Source organism: Microbacterium excoecariae, from assembly GCF_011326725.1.
GTDB classification, from domain to species: Bacteria; Actinomycetota; Actinomycetes; order Actinomycetales; family Microbacteriaceae; genus Microbacterium; species Microbacterium excoecariae.
Map to the genome: position 1 here is coordinate 1,564,283 of NZ_JAANCO010000001.1, position 20,340 is coordinate 1,584,622.

The window sequence follows — 20,340 nt, forward strand, 5'->3', positions numbered from 1 at the left end:
GGGGACGCCCCGCCGGGATCCTGCTACAGTCGATCCACCCGGCGACCCGCGAAAGACGCGGGCCCCGGTACTCAGGAGAGTGAACACCGCTGATGGACTCGTCCGCGAGCCCGGGGTCGTCGCAAGACGGCCCGTCCCATAGTCCGACCTCCGTTCTTTCCGCGCGCTGGCCGCGCGCGCCCCGTGGCCGGGCGGTGATCTGCTCGTGATCGCCGCGGTCCTCACGCTCCTCGTCGGCATCGTCCTCAGCGGCATCATCATCGCCGCCAACGGCTACTTCGTCGCGCAGGAGTTCGCGTTCATGTCCGTTGACCGGTCGGCGCTGCGCGCCCAGGCCGAGGCGGGCGACGCGCGGGCGCGTCGCGCCCTCGCCGTCACGAAGCGCACCTCGTTCATGCTCTCGGGGGCGCAGCTCGGCATCACGATCACGGGCCTCCTCGTCGGGTACGTCGCCGAGCCCCTCATCGGCGCCTCGATCGGCACGCTCCTCGGCGGCGCCGGTATCCCCGCGGGGGTGAGCATCGCCGTCGGAACCGTCGGCGCGCTCGCGCTCGCGACCGTCGTGCAGATGATCTTCGGCGAGCTCTACCCGAAGAATCTCGCCATCGCGAGCCCCGGGCCGCTCGCCCGGCGCCTCGCGGGATCCACGCTCGCGTACCTGACAGTGTTCGGCTGGCTCATCGCGGTCTTCGATCGGGCCGCGAACCTCCTCCTGCGCGCGCTCCGGATCGCGCCCGTGCACGACGTCGACGCGAGCGCGACCCCGCACGACCTGCGGCGCGCGGTCGCGGACTCCCGCGCGAGCGGGCACCTCCCCGAAGACCTGTCGACGCTCATCGACCGCGTGCTCGACTTTCCCGAGCGCGACGTGGAGCACGCGATCGTGCCGCACTCCCGCGTGCGCACGCTCGCGCCCGACGCGACGATCGCCGCGGCCCGCGCCGAGATGGCGGGCGGACACACCCGATACCCGGTGGTGTCCGCGGAGGACTCGCCGGTCGGCGTCGTGGAACTCATCGACGTGCTCGCGGCGACGGATCCGTCCTCGCCCGTGGCGGGCATCATGCGCGCCCCGGTCGTCGTGCCGGTCGTCATGTCGCTCCCCGACGCCCTCGCCGCCATGCGCGAGGCGCGCTCGGAGCTCGCGTGCGTCGTCGACGAGTTCGGCGGTTTCGCGGGGATCGTGACGGTCGAGGACCTGGCCGAGGAGCTCGTCGGCGAGCTCACCGACGAGCACGACGACTCTCCGCCGGCCGGCATCGCCGAGGACGAAACCGGCTGGATCGTCGACGGCGAGACGCCCCTCGATGAGGTCGAGCGCGCGATCGGCGCCTCGTTCGCACCGGGCGAGGCGGAGACCTTCGCGGGCCTGCTGATCGCCGAAACGGGCGCCCTCCCCGCCGCGCGAGACGTGATCGACATCCCGCTCGAGCCCGACCCGGACGACCTCGTCTCGGCCGAGCACACGCGGCGGATCCTGCGCGTCGAGGTGCTCGAGCTCCGCCACCACGTGCCCGCCAGGGCCCGGGCCGAGCGCGTGACGACGACCGACCCGGAGGGGGAGCGATGAGCGCGCTGGATGGCTGGCTGACCGCGGCCGCGACCGCGGCGCTGATCGCGGCGAGCGCGTTCTTCGTCGTGATCGAGTTCGCGCTCCTGGGCGCGCGTCGGCACCGCCTCGAGGAGGATGCGCCCCGGAGCGCCGCCGCCCGCGCGGCGCTGCGCGGCATGAACGAGCTGACGATCATGCTCGCGGTCGCGCAGCTGGGGATCACGGTGTGCACGTTCGCGCTGGGCGCGGTCACGAAGCCCGCCGTGGACAAGGCCCTGGGGCCGCTCCTCGCCGCCGTCGGCCTGCCGGGCTGGTTCGCCGACTCCGCGGCGTTCGTCCTCTCGCTGCTCCTCGTGACCTTCCTCCACCTCGTCGTCGGGGAGATGGCGCCGAAGTCCTGGGCGATCGCGCATCCGGAGCTCGCCGCGAAGACGATCGGGCTCCCGGCACGGGCGCTCGCGCGCGTCTTCCACCCGATCCTGTCCTGGATCAACCGGGTGGCGAACAGGCTCGTGAGCGCGAGCGGCGTCGAACCCGTCGATAGCGCGGCCGTCGGCGGTCAGGACGCCGCGACGATCCGCCAGCTCGTCGAGCACTCGGCCGCCTCCGGCACCCTCGATGCGAGCCACGAGGCACGCCTGGCCGCCGTCCTGGACCTTCCGAGCCTCACGCTCGGAGACATGGTCGCGGGGCGCGCGGCGACGGCGGTGGCGCGCGACGCGACGATTCGCGACGTGCAAGAGGCGGCGCTCGCCTCGGGACACCTCCGGATCCTCGTCGCGCGAGACGAGGACACGCCCGGCGTCGTGCACGTGCGCGACACGCTCGACCAGGACGAGAGCACCCCCGCGGCCGCGCTTGTGCGGGATCCGCTCGAGCTGGCCGGGACGACGCTCGCGTCGGACGCGCTCGCGCGAATGCGCCAGGGCGGCGAGCAGCTCGCCGTCGTGACGTCCGACGGACGCATGACGGGTGTCGTGACGGTCACGGACCTCGTCGATCGGATCCTCGCGCCCGGCGCGTAGGACCGGCGGTCAGTCCGCCGCGGGTCGCGGATCCGCGGCGGACGGGACGTGGCACACCCCGGTCTCGGCGTCGCAGATCATCGTGTTGGGCGCGGCGAACAGCGCCAGGCCGGGGAACTCCTCCGGCTCAGGCACCGCCGGCCCCCAACGCCTGCGCGATCGCCTGGCCGTACATTTCGGTGGGGACGGCGCCCGGGATCCCGAGGCGTCGATCGAGCACGGTGAAGGGCACGCCGCGGGCGCCGAGCGCCTGCGCCTCGGCCTGGTCGGCGCGCACCTCGTCGGCGAAGCGATCGGACGCGAGCACGTCGCGCACCTCGGCCTCGGGAACGCCCGCCTCCGCCGCGATCCGCACCGCGGTCTCGGGAGCGAAGGCGTCGGGGCTCCCACCGAACAGCTCGGCCTGCATCGCCTTCATGACGCGCCACCCGGCGCCGAAGGTGTCGGCCAGCTTCACGACGCGCAGCAGGTCGAGGGTGTTCTGCACGGCGTGCTCGACCTCGTACGCGAGGCCCTCCTCGTGGGCGAGCTTCTGGACGTTCTCCTCCATGCCGCGGGCCTCGTCGACCGAGGTGCCGTACTTTTCCGCGAGATACGCGACCGTCGAGCGCGGCTCCGACGGCGCGGTGGGGTCCAGCTGGAAGGCGCGCACGCGCACGCGGATGTCGTCTTCGCGGCCCGAGGCCGCGATCGCCTTCTCGAGGCGCTCGTCGCCGATGTAGCACCAGGGGCAGAGCACGTCGCTCCACACCTCGATGTCGAGGGGACGTCCGGGAACGTGGGTCATGAGGGCTCCGTCTCGTCGTTCTCGTGGCTCAACACACGCCTGGCGGATCCTATTCCGCTCGCGGCATGCCACGCTGAGGGCATGGCCGATCCTCGCATCGAAATCACGTTCTGCACCCAGTGCAAGTGGCAGCTGCGCGCGCAATGGTACGCGGGGGAGCTGCTCCAGTCGTTCCCCGAGGAGATCGGCGAGGTCGCGCTCGTCCCGGCCACGGGCGGCGTGTTCCGCGTCGACATCGGCGAGGCGCGCGTGTGGAATCGCAAGCGGGACGGCGGATTTCCGGAGATCACCGAGCTCAAGCGTCGCGTGCGCGACATCATCGCCCCGGAGAAGTCGCTCGGCCACGCCGACCGCTCCGCCTGATCTAGCATGGCGCCATGGTGACGCGGCCCCCGACGGATGACATCGACGAGTCCCGGATCGAGGTCGGCCCGCCGAAACGGCGCGCGGTCGGGGTGCCGGCCGTCGTTCACGCGCTGCAGATCGCGCGCGAGCAGATGGGCATCGCGCGCAGCGCCCGGGCGCTGCTGCGGGTGAACCAGAAGGACGGGTTTGACTGCCCGGGCTGCGCCTGGCCCGAGGAGGATCGCCGCCACGCCGCCGAGTTCTGCGAGAACGGGGCGAAGGCGGTCGCCGAGGAGGCGACCCTCCGGCGGGTCGGCGCCGACTTCTTCCGCGATCACGCCGTCGCCGAGCTCCGCGCGCACGACGACTACTGGCTCGGGCAGCAGGGCCGGCTGACCGAGCCCGTCCTGCTCGAGGAGGGCGCGACGCACTACCGTCCCGTGTCCTGGGACGAGGCGCTCGACGAGGTCGCGGGCGCGCTGCGTGCCCTTGCCGACCCGAACGAGGCCGTCTTCTACACGTCCGGCCGCGCGTCCAACGAGGCGGCCTTCGTCTACCAGCTCCTCGTGCGCGGGTTCGGGACGAACAACCTCCCGGACTGCTCGAACATGTGCCACGAGTCGAGCGGATCCGCCCTCACGGAGACCCTCGGGATCGGCAAGGGAACGGTGTCGATCGACGACATCCACGACGCCGACCTGATTATCGTGGCCGGCCAGAACCCGGGGACGAACCACCCGCGCATGCTCAGCGCCCTCGAGAAGGCCGTGCACCGCGGGGCGAGCGTCATCGCGGTCAACCCCCTGCCCGAGGCGGGGCTCATCCGCTTCGACAACCCGCAGACGCCCCGCGGCGTCCTCCTCGGCGGGACGCCGATCGCCGGGGACCTCGTCCAGATCCGCCTGGGCGGCGACCAGGCCCTGTTCCAGGCCATCGGCAAGCACCTCCTGGAGCGCCACGCGGCCACGGGTGACGTCGTCGACGAGGAGTTCGTCGGCCGGCACACGTCCGGGTTCGCCGAATACGCGCGGGCGATGGCCGGCGTCGAGTGGGCCGCCCTGGAGCGCGCGACGGGGCTCACCGAGGACCGCATGCGCGGCATCGCGGAGCGCGTGCGCGGATCCGGGAAGACGATCGTGTGCTGGGCGATGGGGCTAACCCAGCACCGCCACTCGGTGGCGACGCTGCGCGACGTCGTGAACGTGCTCCTGCTGCAGGGCAACATCGGCCGCCCCGGCGCCGGGGTCTGCCCCGTGCGCGGGCACTCGAACGTCCAGGGCGACCGCACCATGGGCATCCACGAGAAGCCCGTCGAGGGCTTCCTCCGCGCCCTCGACGAGGAGTTCTCCTTCACCGCGCCGCGGGCGCACGGGTTCGACACCGTGGGCGCGATTCGTGCGATGCGCGACGGCGACGTCGGCGTCTTCTTCGCCCTCGGCGGCAACTTCGTCAGCGCGACCCCCGACACGGGCGTCGTCGAGCGGGCGATGGCGCGCGTCGGTCTCACCGTGCACGTGTCGACCAAGCTCAACCGTTCCCACGTCGTCACGGGGCGCCGCGCGCTGATCCTGCCGACGCTCGGCCGCACCGACCGGGACACGCGCGGCGGGCGCGACCAGCGCGTCAGCGTCGAGGACTCGATGGGCGCGGTGCACGCCTCGCGCGGGCGGCTCGCCCCGCCCGCGGCGGACCTCCCGAGCGAGGTGGCAATCCTCACGCGCCTCGCGGAGCGTGTCTTCCGCGGGCGCGCGGGCGCGCCGCGCGTCGACTGGGCGGGGTGGGAGGGCGACTACGGCGCGATCCGCGCGCACATCGCGCGGGTCGTCCCCGGCTTCGAGCGTTACGAGGAGCGGATCGACAGGGGGCGGACGTTCTTCCTCCCGAACGGCCCGCGCGACGAGCGGCGCTTCGACACGGCAACGGGGCGCGCAATGTTCACCGCGAACGCGCTCGAGTACCCGCGGATCCCCGAGGGGCGGGTGCTGCTCCAGACGCTGCGCTCGCACGATCAGTACAACACGACGATTTACGGCAAGGACGACCGCTACCGCGGGATCCGCGGCGGCCGCCGCGTCGTGCTCCTGCACCCGGACGACATCCGGGCGGCCGGCGTGGCCGACGGCGAGATCGTCGACCTCGTCTCGGAGTGGACGCGGCCGGACGGATCCGTCGAGGAGCGCCGCGCGGAGCGCTTCCGCGTCGTGGCGTACGACACGCCCCGCCGGAACGCCGCGGCGTATTACCCGGAGACGAACGTGCTCGTGCCGCTGGACTCGACCGCCGAAGTCAGCGGCACGCCGACGTCGAAGGCGATCGTCGTGCGCCTCGAGGCGCGGGGCTGACATGGGGCGCATCGTCACGCGCCGGCCCGTGACCCGCGTGGTCGTGGGGGAGGCCCCGCGTCGCCGCCCCGACGCCCTCGCGGTGGAGGAGCCCCTCGAGATCCGCGTGGGCGGCGAGGTGTTCGCCGTGACCATGCGCACGCCGGGCCACGACGTGGAGCTCGCGACCGGATTCCTGCTCTCGGAGGGGATCCTCCGCCGCGCCGACGACATCGCGGCCGCGATCCACTGCGGCGGTCCCGGGACGGGCGGCGAGGGCAACACCTACAACGTGCTCGATGTCACCCTCGCCGCGGACGCGCCGCGGCCCGCCGAGGGCGCCGCCCGGAGGACGTACACGACGAGCTCGTGCGGCGTGTGCGGCACGGCATCGATCGAGGCCGTGCGCACCGCCTCGCCGTTCGACGTCGCGGGCGACGCCTCGCGCGTCAGCGCCGCGGCCATCGCGCAGATGCCGCCGGTCCTCCGGGGCGCGCAGGCGGCCTTCGACAAGACGGGCGGGATCCACGCCGCGGCGCTCTTCGACGTCGCGTCGGGCGAGATGGTCGCGCTGCGCGAGGACGTCGGACGGCACAACGCCGTCGACAAGGTGCTCGGGTGGGCGGCGATGAATGGGTGCCTTCCGCTCGGCGGCCACGCGCTCATGGTTTCCGGCCGCGTCGCCTTCGAGATCGTGCAGAAGGCGTTCGTTGCGGGCGTGCCGATCGTCGCGGCAGTGTCGGCGCCCACCTCCCTCGCGGTCGAGCTCGCCGAGGAGGCGGGCATGACGCTCGTGGGGTTCGTGCGCGGGGACACGATGAACGTCTACGCAGGGGCGCACCGCGTCGCGTGAACCGGCCCGGGCCGCCCCCGCGCGCCGCGCCTAGGCGGCCGTGTGCGGCGCCCTCCGCGCAGCGCCGAAGGCCAGGAGCGCGACGAGGCCCGCGCCCACCATGGTGAGCGCCAGCGGCAGCGCGTTGTCCTCGCCCGCGATGCCCACGATCGGCGACACGGCCGCGGCGAGCCCGAACTGCGCGGCGCCGAGCACGGCCGACGCGGATCCGGCCGCGTGCGGCACGTACCCGAGAGCCAGGGCGGTCGCGTTGCCCAGGACGAACCCGAGGGATCCGACCGCGACGAACAGCGGGACGGCGAACCACCCCGCGGGCACGCCGCACGCGACGAGCACGAGGAGGGCGACCGACGCCGCGAAGGACGTGGCAATCCCCGCGCCCGCGAGCGCACGCGGCCCGAAGCGGCCGACCATCCGGGCCGAGAGGGCACTTGTGACGACGAGCGCGAGCGCGTTGAGGCCGAACGCCAGGCCGTACTGCGTCTCGGTGAGCCCCATCATGTCCTGGTAGACGAACGGCGACGCCGAGATATACGCCATCATGATGGCGAACGCGAAGGCGAAGGCCGCAGTAAAACCGATGTACCCGCGCGAGCGCATTTCCCGTCTCGCGCCGCCCGGGCGCTCGGCGGCGAGGGCGGCCCGCCGCCCGGCGGGAAGGGTCTCGCGCACGACCGCGAGCACCGCGACGAGCATGAGGACCGCGAGCGCGAGGACGACCCCGAGGACGCCGCGCCACCCGAGGGGGCCGGTGAGGAAGCCGCCGGCGAGCGGCGCGACGACGGGCGCGACGCCCCCGACGATCATCATGAGGCTGAACGCGCGCGCGGCCGCCTGGCCCGTCGCGAGGTCCGAGATGATCGCGCGGCCGAGGACCATCCCCGCGGCGCCCGAGATGCCCTGCACCGCACGCGCGACGGTGAGGACCGCGGCGTTCGGGGCGACGACCACGACGATGCTTGAGGCGACGAAGAGCGCGGCGCCCGCGACGAGCGGCGCCTTGCGGCCGAGGCGGTCGGAGAGCGGTCCGAACAGGAGCTGACCGGCCGCCACCCCGACGAGGAACGCCGTCAGCGTGAGCTGGACCCCCGTCGCGTCGGTGCCGAGGTCGGTGGTCATCTGCGGGAACGCCGGCAGGTAAAGGTCGGTCGCGAAGGGGGCGACCGCCGCCAGGAGGGCGAGGACGAGGAGGAGAGAGGTGGGAACGCCGCCGGGGGCGGTCCGCGTCGGGGCCGTGCGTGCGGGGGTGGTGCGTGTGGGGGTCGTCATGTGTGTCCTTATGATTACGAAGTCATCATTAGTTTAGCGGGCTTCGTAGACTGCTCGGGTGAGCTCCTTCCCGACGCCGGAACACGACGACGCGCGCGTCCGCCTCGCGCGCGCCATCCTCGCCATCTCGCGCGAGCTCGAGCTCCGGCACGACGCGGATCCGGACATCGTCACCCTCACGCCGACCGAGCGCATCGTGATGCGGGTCATCGACCAGCACCCGGGCGTGACGCCGAGCGAGATCGCCGACCGTGTCGGGATGCGACGGCCGAACGTCTCGGCCGCTGTCCGCGGCCTGCGGGAGAAGGGCCTGGCCGAGCGTCGCCCCGGCGCCGCGGACCGCCGCGAGACGCCGCTGGTGGCGACGGATCGCGCGCACGCGAACCTCGTGCAGCTCGAGGGGGTCTGGCGCCAGGCGATCGACCACGCCTGGCCGGCGGGCGCCGAACCCGGCGGCGCGGCGGATGCGCTGGAGCGCGCGGCCGAGGCGCTGGCCGAGGCGCGGATCGTTCACGGTCGCGACGCCCGCGCGTAACCCGGGACTCGCGCGCCGTTCACGCGCGCCGCGCACGCTGTGCGAACGGATCCGCCGCACCGCGCGGCGGCGAGCTTCGGAGGGCAGATGCCGCGAGATCGCGCGACACCGGTGGCCTGGGTGGAGTCGCCGCTGCAGATGATCGGCGCGGCGGAGTGGGCCCGCGCGCGCGGCACCCGCGTCGACCTCGCCGGCCGGCTGACGACGCAGGTCGAGGCCACGGCGGCGGAGCTCACCGCCCGGGGCGCGCTCTTCGCGCGCCAGGCCGGGTTCTACGGGATCCCCTGGGCGATGCTGCGCGGGAGCGATCACTGGCTCGTCGGTGACGGCTTCTCGGGCCAGTTCCGCCTCGCGGCCGCCGTGCTCCGGCCGCGGACCCTCACCTTCTTGGACGACGGCCTGCAGGCCGTCTCCTTCGCGGACGCCCTCACGGGCGCCCGCGCATTCTCGCGGCCCGGCGCGTCGGAGCGGGGGCTCGCGCGCCGGGTCGCGCCTCTCACGATGGACCTCATCCGGCTCCGCGCGGCCGCGGGGCGCGTGTCGATCTTCACCGCGTTCGAGATGGGCCGCGCGCGTACGCAGGCGCTGGGCGACCTCGGGGCCCGCGTCGAGGAGCACGACTTCGCCTGGGTGCGCGGCACCCGCGCGGCGCGCCCGCTCCCGGGCGGCCGGGTGCTCCTCGGGAGCGCGCGCGTGGTCGACGGCCTCCTGCCGCGGGAGGACTACCTGGCGTGGATCCGCGCGGAGGCGAGCGCGGGCGGCGCCGTGTACGTCCCCCACCGCCGCGAGTCGCGCGAGCTCATCGCCGCGGTCGCGGCCGTCCCGCGGATCCGGGTCGCCGAGCCGGGGCTGCCCATCGAGCTCGTGCTCGCGGGGGATCCGACGCCGCGGGAGATCGTGACGCTTCCCTCGAGCGCCGCGACGACGCTTCGCCGCGTGCTGCGAGCGAGCGAGTGTGTCGTTGTCGAGCGCGGCGCGGACGCGCGCGTGGCCGAGGCGCGCGGATGACTGGCGAGGTCGTCGCGATTATCCCTGCCCGCGGCGGGTCCAAGGGCGTGCCGCGGAAGAACCTGGCGCGGGTCGGTGGGATCCCGCTCGTCGCCCGGGCGGTCCGCGCCGCCCGCGATTCGGGCGCGATCGACCGGGTCGTCGTCTCGACGGACGACTCCGAGATCGCGGGCGTCGCGCGCGAATGGGGCGCCGAGGTCGTCTGGCGACCGCGGGAGCTGTCGGGGGACACCGCGGGATCCGAGTCCGCGATTCTGCACGCGCTCGACGCCCTCGAGGGGGACGGGGTCGCGGTCGGCACCGTCGCCTTCCTGCAGGCCACGAGCCCGTTCATCCCGTCAGACGCGCTCGGCGACGCGGTCGCGCGGGTGGCGAGCGGCCGCGCGGAGTGCGCGTTCTCCGCGCGCGAGTCCTACGCGTTCTTCTGGGCCGACGGCCCCGGCGGCGCGGATCCGGTCGGCCACGATCGCGACGTGCGCCCGCGGCGCCAGGACAGGGATCCGCTGTTCATCGAGACGGGCGCGTTCTACGTCTTCGACGCGGCCGGCTTCCGCCGCGCGCGGCACCGCTTCTTCGGCCGCACGGAGATCGTGCCGGTGCCCGAGCGCCTCGCGATCGAGATCGACACGGCCGAGGAGCTGGACCTGGCCCGCCTGCTGGCGGAGAGCGAGGACGGCGCGATCGCGGCCCGGGCGGTCGTGACCGACTTCGACGGCGTCCACACCGACGACACCGCGATCGTCGCCGAGGACGGGACGGAGAGCGTGCGGGTGAGCCGCTCCGACGGCATGGGCGTCGCGCTGCTGCGGCGCGCCGGCGTGCCCGTCCTCATCCTGTCCACCGAGAAGAACCCGGTCGTCTCCGCGCGGGCGCGGAAGCTCGGGGTCGACGTCGTGCAGGGCTCGAGCGACAAGGCGCGGGCGCTCGCCGCCTGGGCGGCGGAGCGCGAGATCCCGCTGTCCGGCGTCGCCTACGTCGGCAACGACGTCAACGATCTCGGAGCGCTCGAATCGGTCGGGTGGCCCATCGCCGTGGCGGGTTCTCACCCGCTCGTCCTCGCCGCCGCGCGCGTCGTGCTCACCCGCCCCGGCGGTGCTGGCGCGGTGCGCGAGGTGGCGGATCGCGTGCTCGTCGCCAGGCGGGACGCCCTCGCACCACAGAAAGGGGAGCGCACATGAGCGTCACCATCGGAAACCACCAGGTCGGAGGCGGCGCGCCCGCGTTTGTGATCGCGGAGATCGGCCTCAACCACAACGGCTCGGTGGAGCTCGCCAAGCAGCTCATCGACGTCGCGGCGGACGCCGGCGCCGACGCGGTGAAGTTCCAGAAGCGCACCCCCGAGATCGCGACCCCGGAGCACATGCGCGACGTGCCGCGCGAGACGCCGTGGGGCACGATGAGCTACCTCGAGTACCGCCACCGGGTGGAGTTCGGCCGCGACGAGTACGTCGAGGTCGGCGATCACGCCGTGATGCGCGGGCTCGAGTGGTTCGCGTCGCCGTGGGACGTCCCGAGCGTAGAGTTCCTGGAGGACCTCGGCGTCGTCGCGCACAAGGTCGCCTCGGCGAGCCTGACCGACCTCGAGCTCCTTGGCGCGCTGCGCGACACGGGCAAGCCGGTCATCCTCTCCACGGGGATGTCGACCATGGCCGAGATCGACCGCGCCGTCGACGCGCTCGGCACCGACGACCTCGTCATCATGCACGCCACGTCGACCTACCCGATGGAGCCCGAAGAGGCGAACCTCCGCATGATCCCCGTCCTGCGCGATCGCTTCCCGGGGGTTCCCGTGGGCTACTCGGGGCACGAGCGCGGGCTGCAGATCTCGCTGGCGGCGGTCGCGGTGGGCGCGGTCGCGGTCGAGCGCCACATCACGCTGGATCGCACCATGTGGGGCTCGGACCACGCCGCGTCGCTCGAGCCGGGCGGCCTCGGCACGCTCGTCCGCGACATCCGCATCATCGAGGCGGCCCGTGGCGACGGCGTCAAGCGCGTCTTCCCCGGCGAGGAGGCCCCCAAGGCCAAGCTGCGCCGCGTCGGCGCGTGACGGCGGATCCGCGCCGCCTGCGGATCACGGCGATCGCGGACACCGATTCCTACGTGAAGTGGGCGGCCGCCCTCGTCGCCGACGCGCGGGTCGACGGCTCGCTCGTCGTCCTCGAGACGGAGCTCGTCGTGAGCGACGCGCAGCTGACGGCGGCGCTCGCGGGGTCCGGGCTCGCGGACGGGCGCGTGCGCCGCGCGCGACTCGAGGCGATCGCCGACGCGTGCCGCGACGCGGACGTCGTCCTCGTCGCGGCCCGCGGGCCCGTCGTGCGTGTCGTGGCACGGGCGGTGCGCGAGGAGCTCCCGCGCGCGGTGATCGCGACGGGGCTCCCGGGCATCTCGGTGCCCGCGACGTGGCGCGCGCTCCACTTTCGGCGGGGCTGCGACCTGTTCGTCCTCCACTCCCACCGGGAGGTGCGCGAGTTCGCGGCGCTCGCGCGCGAGCGGGGGATCCCGCAGGACTTCGCCCTCGCGACGCTGCCGTTCGCGCGGGGCGCGGGCGAATCGGCCCCGGCCGGCGGGACGGACCTCGTCTTCGCCGCGCAGGCGATCGTGCCCCGGGAGCCGGACGACCGCCGCCGCGTGGCCGGGATCCTCCTCGACGCCGCGCGCGCGGATCCGGATCGGCGTGTGGTCGTGAAGCTGCGCGGGCGCCCGGGGGAGCACCAGACCCACCGCGAGGCCGACGCGTACCCGGATCTTGTCGCCGAGCACGGCGCGGCCCCGGCGAACCTCGTCGTGTCGTACGCGCCGATGTCGGAGGCCCTCCAGTCGGCGGAGGGCCTCGTGACCGTGAGCTCGACCGCCGCGATCGAGGCCGCCGCCGCCGGCGTCCCGGTCATCGCGCTCGACGACTTCGGTGTCTCGCCCGAGCTCATCAATGTCGTGTTTCGCGGGTCCGGCCTGCTGGCCGGAGCCGCGGACGTCGTCGCGCGACGGTTCCGGCGGCCCCGGCCCGAGTGGCTGGAGGACAACTACTTCCACGACCCCGCGAGCGACACGTGGGTTGCGCGCGCCGAGGAGATGGCGCGGGCGCGCGCGCAGGGCGTCCTGCCCCATCGCCCAAGCCCCGCGGCGCCCGGTGGCCCCGTGCGGCGCGCCTTCGAGCGCCGCCTCGCGCTGGGGCGCGCCGATACGAGCGCCGCGGGCCGCGCCGCCTACGCGATCGGCGTGCCCCTGCGGGCGCTCCTGCGCGCGGCGCGGTGGGCGGGCAACCGGATCCGCCCGGCCGTCAGGCGATGACTTCGGCGCGCAGGCGGGCGAGGTGGCGGGCGGTGATGTCGTCCTCCGCGTCGCCCTCGCGCGTGTGCGGGACCTCGCGGATGACCTCGAAAGAGACGTCCGGGACGTCGCCCGTCGGCCGCACGTCGAGGTGGGTCGCCGTGAATCCGTGCGCGTCGAGATAGCGGGCCATGTCGTAGTCCTGCCCGGAATCGCCGGCCGTGAACCAGCGCCGCGGCGGATCCATGCGGGGCGCGACGAGGTCGAGCGCGCGGCGGGCGCCAAGGGCCTTGCCGCTCGTCGCGTGCTCGACGTCGATCGAGATCACGGTGGGGTAAATGGTCGTCTCGTCCGCCACGCCGTGGTCGTCGAGGATCCGCGAGATCGCGGCGGCGAGCTCGTCGCGGCGGGCGAGGAAGGTCGCGCCGGGAACCTCGACGAAGTGCTCGACGGAGATCATCGTGCGCTTGGTCTCGTCGAAGAAGACGAGGTCCGAGAAGTCCCGGTCCACGAGGGCGCGCACGGCGTCCACGACGGCGGGCGGCGGGCTCATGGCGGGGTCCTCGGCGATGTCGTCGACGGCGGCGGTGCCGCCGCGGTCGGCGAGCGAGAACCAGGTGCCGCCCTTCTCGCCGACGCCCCACACGGGGTCGGCAGGGCCGAGGCCCGCGTCGACGAGGGCGGGGAGGAGCCGCTCGGCGAGGAAGTCGACCGATCGGCCCGTGTTGAACACGACGGGGCAGCCCGCCTGCGCCAGGGCGACGAGGTCGCGGGCGATGGCCGGCAGCCGCAGCGTGCGCGTTCGCGTGCTGGCGAGGGGGCCGTCGACGTCGAGGAGGAGTCCGAGAGGGGGTGCGCTCACCCCGCCATCCTGCCGCATCGCGCTACGGGAGGCTGATCCGCCGCGACGGATCCCACGGCTCTTCCCAGTCGAGGGCCGCGAACAGCCGGTCGAGGATCCCCGCCGTGAAGCCCCACACGAGCCGGGGGGAGCCGTCGACGTCGAGACGCCACGCCGGGCCGGTGTGGGTCGCGCCCGCGCCCGCCATCGTCCAGCTGTAGCGATGCGCGGGGTCGAGCAGGTCCGCGACGGGCGCGCGGAAGACGTTCTCGGATTCCGCGCGGTCGACGGCGTACACGGGGGACGGATCCGCCCACCAGCCGATCACGGGCGTCACGCGGTGGCGCGAGAACGGCAGCGCGAGGTCGGCGAGGGGGCCGAGCACCTCGACGCCCGCCGGGTTGAGACCGGTCTCCTCCTCGGCCTCGCGCAGCGCGGCGTCGACGGGGCCACTGTCGCCGTCGTCCACACGCCCGCCCGGAAACGCCACCTGGCCGGGGTGCGAGCGCAGCGTCGCCGCGCGGGTGAGCAGCAGCACGTCGAGGTCGCGCGAGACCGCGGCGTGGTGGGCGGGCCGCTCGGCGGGGTGGTCGTCGAGCACCCCGAAGAGGATCAGGACGGCCGCGGGCCGCGCCGCGCGCTCGTCGAACGCCTCGCCATCCGGAGGCTCCCACAGGGGTGCCGACGACCGGGCGACGAGGTCGCGCAGCTGCGCGTGGGCCGACGCGCTCAGCGGAACTCCACGGTGGCGGCGGCGTCGTTGAGCACGACGACGGGGGTGATCGTCGGGTGGCCCGCGGCGCGGATCCGCTCGAGGTCGACCCGGATCAGGGGCGTTCCCGCGTCCACGATGTCGCCCGTCGCGACGAGGTTCGTGAAGCCGTCGCCGCGCATGGAGACGGTGTCGAGTCCGACGTGGATGAGGAGCTCCGTGCCGTCGTCGAGCACGAGCGCGATCGCGTGTCCCGTGTCGAACACGTGGCCGACGCGACCCGGCGCCGGCGCCACGACGGTGTCGCCCGAGGGCTCGATCGCCAGGCCGGGCCCCATCAGCTCGTCGGAGAACGTCGGATCCGGGACCGCGCCGAGCGGCAGGACCGTGCCGGGGATCGGCTGCGCCAGGGCGACGACCCGCGGTGCCGTCGCGGTCCGGGGCCCGTCGCCGGTGTCGCCGGTGTCGCCCGCGACGGGCGTGGCGTACGCGGGGGCCGTGGCGTCCCCGGCGATGAGGCGCTCCATGGCGTCCTTGACGAACTGGACGTTCAGCCCGTACACGACCTGCACGGAGCGGCCGCCCGTCCGCATCGTGCCGGCGGCGCCGGCACGCTGGAGCGCGGCCTCGTCGACCCGCGAGGGATCCGCGATCTGCATCCGCAGCCGTGTCGCGCAGTTGTCGAGCTCGAGAATGTTGCCGGCACCGCCCAGTGCGGCGACGAAGCGATCCGCCGTAGCGAGGTAGGCGTCCTCGCCCGCGGGCGCGGCGCGGCCGGCATCGGCCTCGACCGACTCCTCGTCCTCTCGTCCGATCGTCCTGAGCTGCCAGCGCTGGATGACGAAGGTGAACACGAGGAAGTAGATGACGAACCAGGCGACGCCGAGGACGAGGAGGATCCACGGGTTCTGGGCCATCGGGTTGTTCCACCCGAGGCCGAGGTCGATCGCGCCCGCCGAGAAGCCGAAGCCCATCCGGGTCGGCAACAGGGCCGCGAGGAACATCGAGATCCCCGTGAACAGGGCGTGGATGACGTACAGGACGGGGGCGAGGAACATGAAGGAGAACTCGAGCGGTTCCGTGATGCCCACGAGGAACGCCGCGAAGGCGGCGGAGAACAGGATGCCGCCCGCGACCTTCTTCCGGCGGGGGCGCGCCGTGACGTACATGGCGAGAGCGGCGCCCGGCAGGCCGAACATCATGATGGGGAAAAAGCCCGACATGTACTGGCCCGTCACGCCGTACTCGCCCGTCCCGGCGAGGAAGTTCGACAGGTCGTTGATCCCCGCGACATCGAACCAGAACACCGAGTTCAAGGCGTGGTGCAGGCCGAAGGGGATGAGGAGCCGGTTGAAGAAGCCGTACAGGCCGGCGCCGAACGCACCGAGCCCGAGGATCCATTCGCCGAACGCGACGAGCCCCGCGTAGACGAACGGCCAGGCGAAGAACAGCACGATGGACAGGAGGATCGACAGCCCGGCCGACACGATCGCCACCGAGCGCTTCCCTGAGAAGAAGGCGAGGTAGTCGGGGAGGCGCGTGTCCTTGAACCGGTTGTAGGCGAACGCGCCGATCAGGCCGCAGAGAATCCCGGTGAAAGCGTTCTGGATATTGCCGAACGCCGCGTCGACGGCGTCCTCCGCTATGCCGACGTACCCGGCCACGTTCGCGGGCGCGAGCAGCGTCGTCACGGTGAGCCACGACACGAGCCCTGCGAGGGCGGACGTGCCGTCGGACTTCACAGCCATGCCGATCGAGACACCGACCGCGAACAGCAGCGCCAGGTTGTTGATCACGGCGCCGCCCGCCGCGAGGAGGAACACCGACACGACGTTCTCGCCGAGCGTCTGCGCGATCCAGTTTCCGACCCCCATGAGGATCGCGGCCACGGGCATCACGGCGATCGGCAGCATGAGCGACTTGCCGAGGTTTTGCAGGAACTTCACGCGGGAACTCCCGTCGAGGTGGCGAAGGGGACAGAGGGGAAGATACCCGCGGGACCCGGAGCTCGCCAGGATCCCGCGCGGATCGCGTTCGTCAGGGGCGACGAGCCGCCCGGCGTTCGGCCTGCAGGACCGGGTCCGGCACAGGCAGAGCGTCGATGAGCCGGCGGGTGTACGGATCCGTCGGCGCTCCCAGGACCTGTGCGGTCGCGCCCTGCTCCACGATGCGCCCGCCGTGAAGCACCGCGACGCGGTGCGCGAGGAGATCGACGACGGCCAGGTCGTGGGTGATGAACAGGCACGCAAACCCGAAGCGCTCCTGCAGGTCCTGGAATAGCCCGAGCACCGTGGCCTGTACCGACACGTCGAGGGCGCTGGTGGGCTCGTCCGCGACGACGAGCCGGGGCTCGAGGGTCAGGGCGCGCGCGAGCGAGGCCCGCTGGCGTTGACCGCCCGAGAGCTCGTGCGGGTATCGGCGGGCGAAGTCCGCGGGCAGGCGAACGGCTTCCAGCAGGTCGACCACGCGCTCCTCGGCTTCCGCCACGGTGCGCGCCTCGCCCTGCACGATGAGCGGCTCCGCGACGCAGGCTCCGACCGTGAGAAGCGGATTGAAGCTGGACGCGGGATCCTGGAACACGAATCCGAGACCGCTCCGGTGCGGGCGCAGCTGACGCTCCCGCACGCCGTTCATCTCGACGCCGAGGACGTCGAGGGAACCGCCCGTCACGGTCGTGAGACCCGCGATCGCCCGCCCAATCGTCGACTTGCCGGATCCGGACTCCCCGACGAGCCCGAGCACCTCGCCCGGCCGGATCTCTAGGTCGACGCCGCTGACGGCCCGGAAGCCCGCGGCCCCGAACCTCCCGGGATAGACGATCTCGAGCGCGCGGGCCCGGACGACGGGGGCCTCGTCCTCCCCGCCCCGGAGGGCGCGATCGGCGATTTCGAGACGGGGTACGGCGGCGAGGAGGGCGCGCGTGTACTCGGCCTGCGGCGCCCGGAAGAGTTCCTCGACGGGTGCGGTCTCGACGATCTCGCCGCGATACATCACGCACACCCTGTCGGCGAGGTCCGCGACGACGCCCATGTTGTGGGTGATGAGGACGATCGCCGTGCCGAACTCGTCGCGCACCTGCCGCAGCAGGTCGAGGATCTCGGCCTGCACCGTGACATCCAGCGCCGTGGTGGGCTCGTCCGCGACGAGGACGCGCGGGCCGAGCGCGAGCGCCTGCGCGATGACGATGCGCTGCTTCTGGCCGCCGGAGAACTGGTGGGGATAGTCGTTCGCGCGGCGTTCCGGATCGGGAATCCCGACCTTGCGCAGCATGTCGACCGCGCGGCGACGCGCGGCGCGCTTCGAGATCTTCTCGTGGGAACGGATCCCCTCCGCGATCTGCCAGCCGACCGGGAACACGGGGTTGAGCGCCGTCATGGGCTCCTGGAAGATCATCGCGGCCCCGGAGCCGCGAAACGCCCGCAGGCGCTCGCCGCGGAGGGCCACCACGTCGGTGCCCGAGACGACGACCGCGCCGGACGCCGTGGCCGTTTCGGGGAGGAGACCGAGCAGCGTGCGCGCCGTGACGGTCTTGCCCGAGCCGGACTCCCCGACGATGGCGAGCACTTCGCGCTCGCGCACGTCGAGGTCGATGCCGCGGACGGCGTGCACCGCGCCGCCGTCCGTGGCGAACGTGACGTCGAGGCCGGTGACCTCGACGGCGAGATGATCCGCGCTCATTTCGGCGATCCCTTTCGTGCGAGGCGGCGCCGGCGCGTGCGCAGGCGGGGGTCCGCGAGGTCGTTGAGGCTCTCGCCGACGAGCGTGATGCCGAGGACGACGAGAACGATCGCGAGGCCGGGGAAGACGGCCGTCCACCAGCGGCCGGCCGTGACGTCCTCGACCGCGCGGTTCAGGTCGTATCCCCACTCGGCCGCCGCGCTCGGCTCGATGCCGAATCCGAGAAATCCGAGGCCCGCGATGGTCAGGATGGCCTCCGAGGCGTTGAGCGTGAAGATCAGCGGCAGGCTGCGCGTGGCGTTGCGCAGCACGTGCCGCATCATGATCCGCCAGGTCGACGCGCCGACGACGCGTGCCGCCTCGACGTACGCCTCCTGCTTGATGCGCACGGTCTCCGCGCGTACGACCCGGAAATACTGCGGGATGAAGACGACGGTGATGGAGATCGCGGTCGCCATGATGCCCCCGAAGAGGCTCGATTGTCCGCCCGAGATGATGATCGCGCTGACGATGGCGAGCAGTAACGAGGGGAACGCGTACACGGCGTCGCAGACCACAACGAGCACGCGATCGACCCACCCGCCGAGGTAGCCCGACCACGCGCCGAGGAGCACGCCGAGAAACAGGCTCATCATGACCGAGACGACGATCACCACGAGCGCCGTCTGCGCACCCCACACGACGCGCGAGAACACGTCGTAGCCGGCGATCGTCGTGCCCCAGATGTGCTCGCCGCCGGGCGCCGTGCGCGGGGGGAACGTCCCGGCGTCGTCCGCGAGCTGGGCATATCCGAAGGGCGCGATCAGGGGCGCGCAGAGGGCCGTGAGAACGAACGCGCCCGTCAGGACGAGCCCCGCGACGAGCATCCCGCGCTGCAGGCCGACGGCCTGCCGGGCGGTCCGCACGAGCGGGATCCGGTCGAGGATCGTTGCGGAAGCCACGTCAGTACCTCACCCTCGGGTCGATGAACGCCGCGATGATGTCGACGATGAAGTTGGTGAGGGCCACGATTACGGCCAAGAGCGCGACGATGCCCTGCACGGCGACGAAGTCGCGCGCCTTGAGGAACTCACTGAGCTGGTAGCCGAGGCCCATCCACTCGAAGGTGGTCTCGGTGAGCACGGCGCCGCCGAGGAGCATCGCGATCTGGAGGCCGATGACCGTGATGATCGGGATGAGAGCGGGCCGGTATGCGTGCGTCCGCACGAGACGGAACTCGCTCACCCCGCGCGAGCGCGCGGCGTCGACGTAGGGCGTGGCGAGGGTGCCGATGACGTTGGTGCGGACGAGGCGGAGGAACACTCCCGCGGTGAGGAGGCCGAGCGCGATGCCCGGGAGGATGGCGTGCTGCAGGACGTCGGCGATCAGCGCGGGGTTGCCGGTCCGCAGGGCGTCGATCGTGTAGATGCCGGTGGCGCCCTCGACGCGACCGAGCTGCAGCTCGGCGCGCGGGGACGCGCGTCCCGAGCTGGGGAGGATCCCGAGCCAGACGGAGAACACGAGCTTGAGGAGGAGACCCGCGAAGAACACCGGGGTGGCGTAGCAGAGGATCGCGAACACGCGCAGGGCCGCGTCGCCCCACGTGTCGCGCAGCCACGCCGCGAGCATGCCCAGGGGAATCCCGACGGCGAACGCGACGAGGAGCGCGTAGATGGCGAGCTCGAGCGTCGCTCCGCCGTATCGCACGAGCACCTCGGTGACGGGCTGCCCGTCGATCGTGGTGCCGAAATCGCCCGTCGCGATGCCGCCGAGATACTCGGCGTACTGCACGATGAGCGGGCGGTTGTAGCCGGCGGCCTCGATGCGCTCGGCGAGCTGCGCGGGGGTGAGCTGGCCACCGAGGGCCGCGGTAATCGGATCCCCCGTCACGCGCATCATGAGGAAGACGGTCGTGACGAGGATGAAGATCGTGGGGAAGATGAGCAGGAAGCGAATCAGCACGTAGCGCCACAGCGTCGTGCCGCCGCGTGTCGTCGTCTTCGTCGGGGGAGCCGTCGGTGTCTCGGCGGCGAGGGCAATGTCTGCCACAGAAGGTCCTTGTGGGGTCGGTGGAGGACGGTGCGGATCGTCGACGGGGCGCCCCGGCGGCGGCCCCGCGGCGGATAGCGGGGCGGGGGTCGGCGGCGGTATAGCGGGAGCGGGGCCCG

General features: G+C 73.1%; 19 protein-coding genes. 10 read left to right on the forward strand and 9 right to left on the reverse strand.

Annotated elements, in window-relative coordinates; genetic code table 11:
* Positions 1-205: 205 nt before the first annotated feature.
* Both G8E01_RS07305 and G8E01_RS07310 read left to right on the forward strand, forming a co-directional pair.
* On the forward strand, positions 206-1,570 hold the full coding sequence (locus tag G8E01_RS07305) for a CNNM domain-containing protein (RefSeq protein ID WP_166317887.1): 1,365 nt from the start codon (positions 206-208) through the stop codon (positions 1,568-1,570).
* A complete protein-coding gene (locus tag G8E01_RS07310) occupies positions 1,567-2,577 on the forward strand; it encodes a CNNM domain-containing protein (RefSeq protein ID WP_166317890.1) in 1,011 nt (336 codons plus the stop codon). The genes G8E01_RS07305 and G8E01_RS07310 overlap by 4 nt, the downstream gene beginning before the upstream one ends.
* A 9-nt stretch (positions 2,578-2,586) precedes the next feature.
* On the opposite strand, the gene G8E01_RS12970 is transcribed toward G8E01_RS07310, so the two are convergent.
* Positions 2,587-2,712, reverse strand: coding sequence for a hypothetical protein (locus G8E01_RS12970; protein ID WP_277343621.1), 126 nt, complete (start codon positions 2,710-2,712; stop codon positions 2,587-2,589).
* Positions 2,705-3,364: a DsbA family oxidoreductase gene (locus G8E01_RS07315; protein WP_166317893.1), complete on the reverse strand. Its 660-nt coding sequence runs from the start codon at positions 3,362-3,364 to the stop codon at positions 2,705-2,707. The genes G8E01_RS12970 and G8E01_RS07315 overlap by 8 nt, the downstream gene beginning before the upstream one ends.
* A gap of 81 nt (positions 3,365-3,445) precedes the next feature.
* Here G8E01_RS07315 and G8E01_RS07320 point away from each other — a divergent pair, with 81 nt between their 5' ends.
* The 3 genes from G8E01_RS07320 to fdhD are packed head-to-tail and all read left to right on the forward strand — an operon-like array spanning position 3,446 to position 6,883.
* Positions 3,446-3,727, forward strand: a complete 282-nt coding sequence (locus G8E01_RS07320) for an Rdx family protein (protein WP_166317896.1) — start codon at positions 3,446-3,448, stop codon at positions 3,725-3,727.
* A gap of 14 nt (positions 3,728-3,741) precedes the next feature.
* Positions 3,742-6,051, forward strand: coding sequence for an FdhF/YdeP family oxidoreductase (locus G8E01_RS07325; protein WP_166317899.1), 2,310 nt, complete (start codon positions 3,742-3,744; stop codon positions 6,049-6,051).
* Between the two features lies 1 nt (position 6,052).
* On the forward strand, positions 6,053-6,883 hold the full coding sequence (gene fdhD, locus G8E01_RS07330) for a formate dehydrogenase accessory sulfurtransferase FdhD (RefSeq protein ID WP_166317902.1): 831 nt from the start codon (positions 6,053-6,055) through the stop codon (positions 6,881-6,883).
* A gap of 30 nt (positions 6,884-6,913) precedes the next feature.
* Here fdhD and G8E01_RS07335 read toward each other — a convergent pair whose 3' ends face one another.
* Positions 6,914-8,152 carry a multidrug effflux MFS transporter gene (locus G8E01_RS07335; RefSeq protein WP_166317905.1) on the reverse strand — a complete coding sequence of 413 codons (1,239 nt, stop codon included), beginning with the start codon at positions 8,150-8,152 and terminating at the stop codon, positions 6,914-6,916.
* A gap of 58 nt (positions 8,153-8,210) precedes the next feature.
* Here G8E01_RS07335 and G8E01_RS07340 point away from each other — a divergent pair, with 58 nt between their 5' ends.
* The 5 genes from G8E01_RS07340 (at position 8,211) to G8E01_RS07360 (ending at position 12,983) form a co-directional block, all read left to right on the forward strand.
* The gene (locus G8E01_RS07340) at positions 8,211-8,687 is read left to right on the forward strand and encodes a MarR family transcriptional regulator (RefSeq protein WP_166317908.1); all 477 of its coding nucleotides are present in this window, start codon (positions 8,211-8,213) and stop codon (positions 8,685-8,687) included.
* Positions 8,688-8,774: 87 nt separating this feature from the next.
* The gene (locus G8E01_RS07345; protein WP_166317911.1) at positions 8,775-9,695 is read left to right on the forward strand and encodes a hypothetical protein; all 921 of its coding nucleotides are present in this window, start codon (positions 8,775-8,777) and stop codon (positions 9,693-9,695) included.
* A complete protein-coding gene (locus G8E01_RS07350; RefSeq protein ID WP_166317914.1) occupies positions 9,692-10,873 on the forward strand; it encodes an acylneuraminate cytidylyltransferase in 1,182 nt (393 codons plus the stop codon). Before G8E01_RS07345 ends, G8E01_RS07350 begins: the two co-directional genes overlap by 4 nt.
* On the forward strand, positions 10,870-11,742 hold the full coding sequence (locus G8E01_RS07355) for an N-acetylneuraminate synthase family protein (protein WP_166317917.1): 873 nt from the start codon (positions 10,870-10,872) through the stop codon (positions 11,740-11,742). Before G8E01_RS07350 ends, G8E01_RS07355 begins: the two co-directional genes overlap by 4 nt.
* A complete protein-coding gene (locus G8E01_RS07360) occupies positions 11,739-12,983 on the forward strand; it encodes a DUF6716 putative glycosyltransferase (protein ID WP_166317920.1) in 1,245 nt (414 codons plus the stop codon). Before G8E01_RS07355 ends, G8E01_RS07360 begins: the two co-directional genes overlap by 4 nt.
* On the opposite strand, the gene G8E01_RS07365 is transcribed toward G8E01_RS07360, so the two are convergent.
* From G8E01_RS07365 to G8E01_RS07390, 6 genes are all read right to left on the reverse strand, one after another.
* A complete protein-coding gene (locus G8E01_RS07365) occupies positions 12,973-13,824 on the reverse strand; it encodes a Cof-type HAD-IIB family hydrolase (RefSeq protein WP_166317923.1) in 852 nt (283 codons plus the stop codon). The genes G8E01_RS07360 and G8E01_RS07365 overlap by 11 nt on opposite strands.
* A 22-nt stretch (positions 13,825-13,846) precedes the next feature.
* Positions 13,847-14,479, reverse strand: a complete 633-nt coding sequence (locus G8E01_RS07370) for an NUDIX hydrolase (RefSeq protein WP_240921374.1) — start codon at positions 14,477-14,479, stop codon at positions 13,847-13,849.
* A 53-nt stretch (positions 14,480-14,532) separates the two neighbouring features.
* Entirely contained in the window at positions 14,533-16,461 is a 1,929-nt protein-coding gene (nagE, locus tag G8E01_RS07375) for an N-acetylglucosamine-specific PTS transporter subunit IIBC (protein ID WP_166317929.1), read from the reverse strand.
* A gap of 91 nt (positions 16,462-16,552) precedes the next feature.
* Positions 16,553-18,193, reverse strand: coding sequence for an ABC transporter ATP-binding protein (locus G8E01_RS07380; RefSeq protein WP_205827241.1), 1,641 nt, complete (start codon positions 18,191-18,193; stop codon positions 16,553-16,555).
* Positions 18,190-19,134: an ABC transporter permease gene (locus tag G8E01_RS07385; RefSeq protein ID WP_338100766.1), complete on the reverse strand. Its 945-nt coding sequence runs from the start codon at positions 19,132-19,134 to the stop codon at positions 18,190-18,192. The genes G8E01_RS07380 and G8E01_RS07385 overlap by 4 nt, the downstream gene beginning before the upstream one ends.
* Before the next feature lies 1 nt (position 19,135).
* Positions 19,136-20,212 (reverse strand): ABC transporter permease, encoded by a 1,077-nt coding sequence (locus tag G8E01_RS07390; protein WP_420826121.1) that lies wholly within the window; start codon positions 20,210-20,212, stop codon positions 19,136-19,138.
* Between the last annotated feature and the right edge of the window lie 128 nt (positions 20,213-20,340).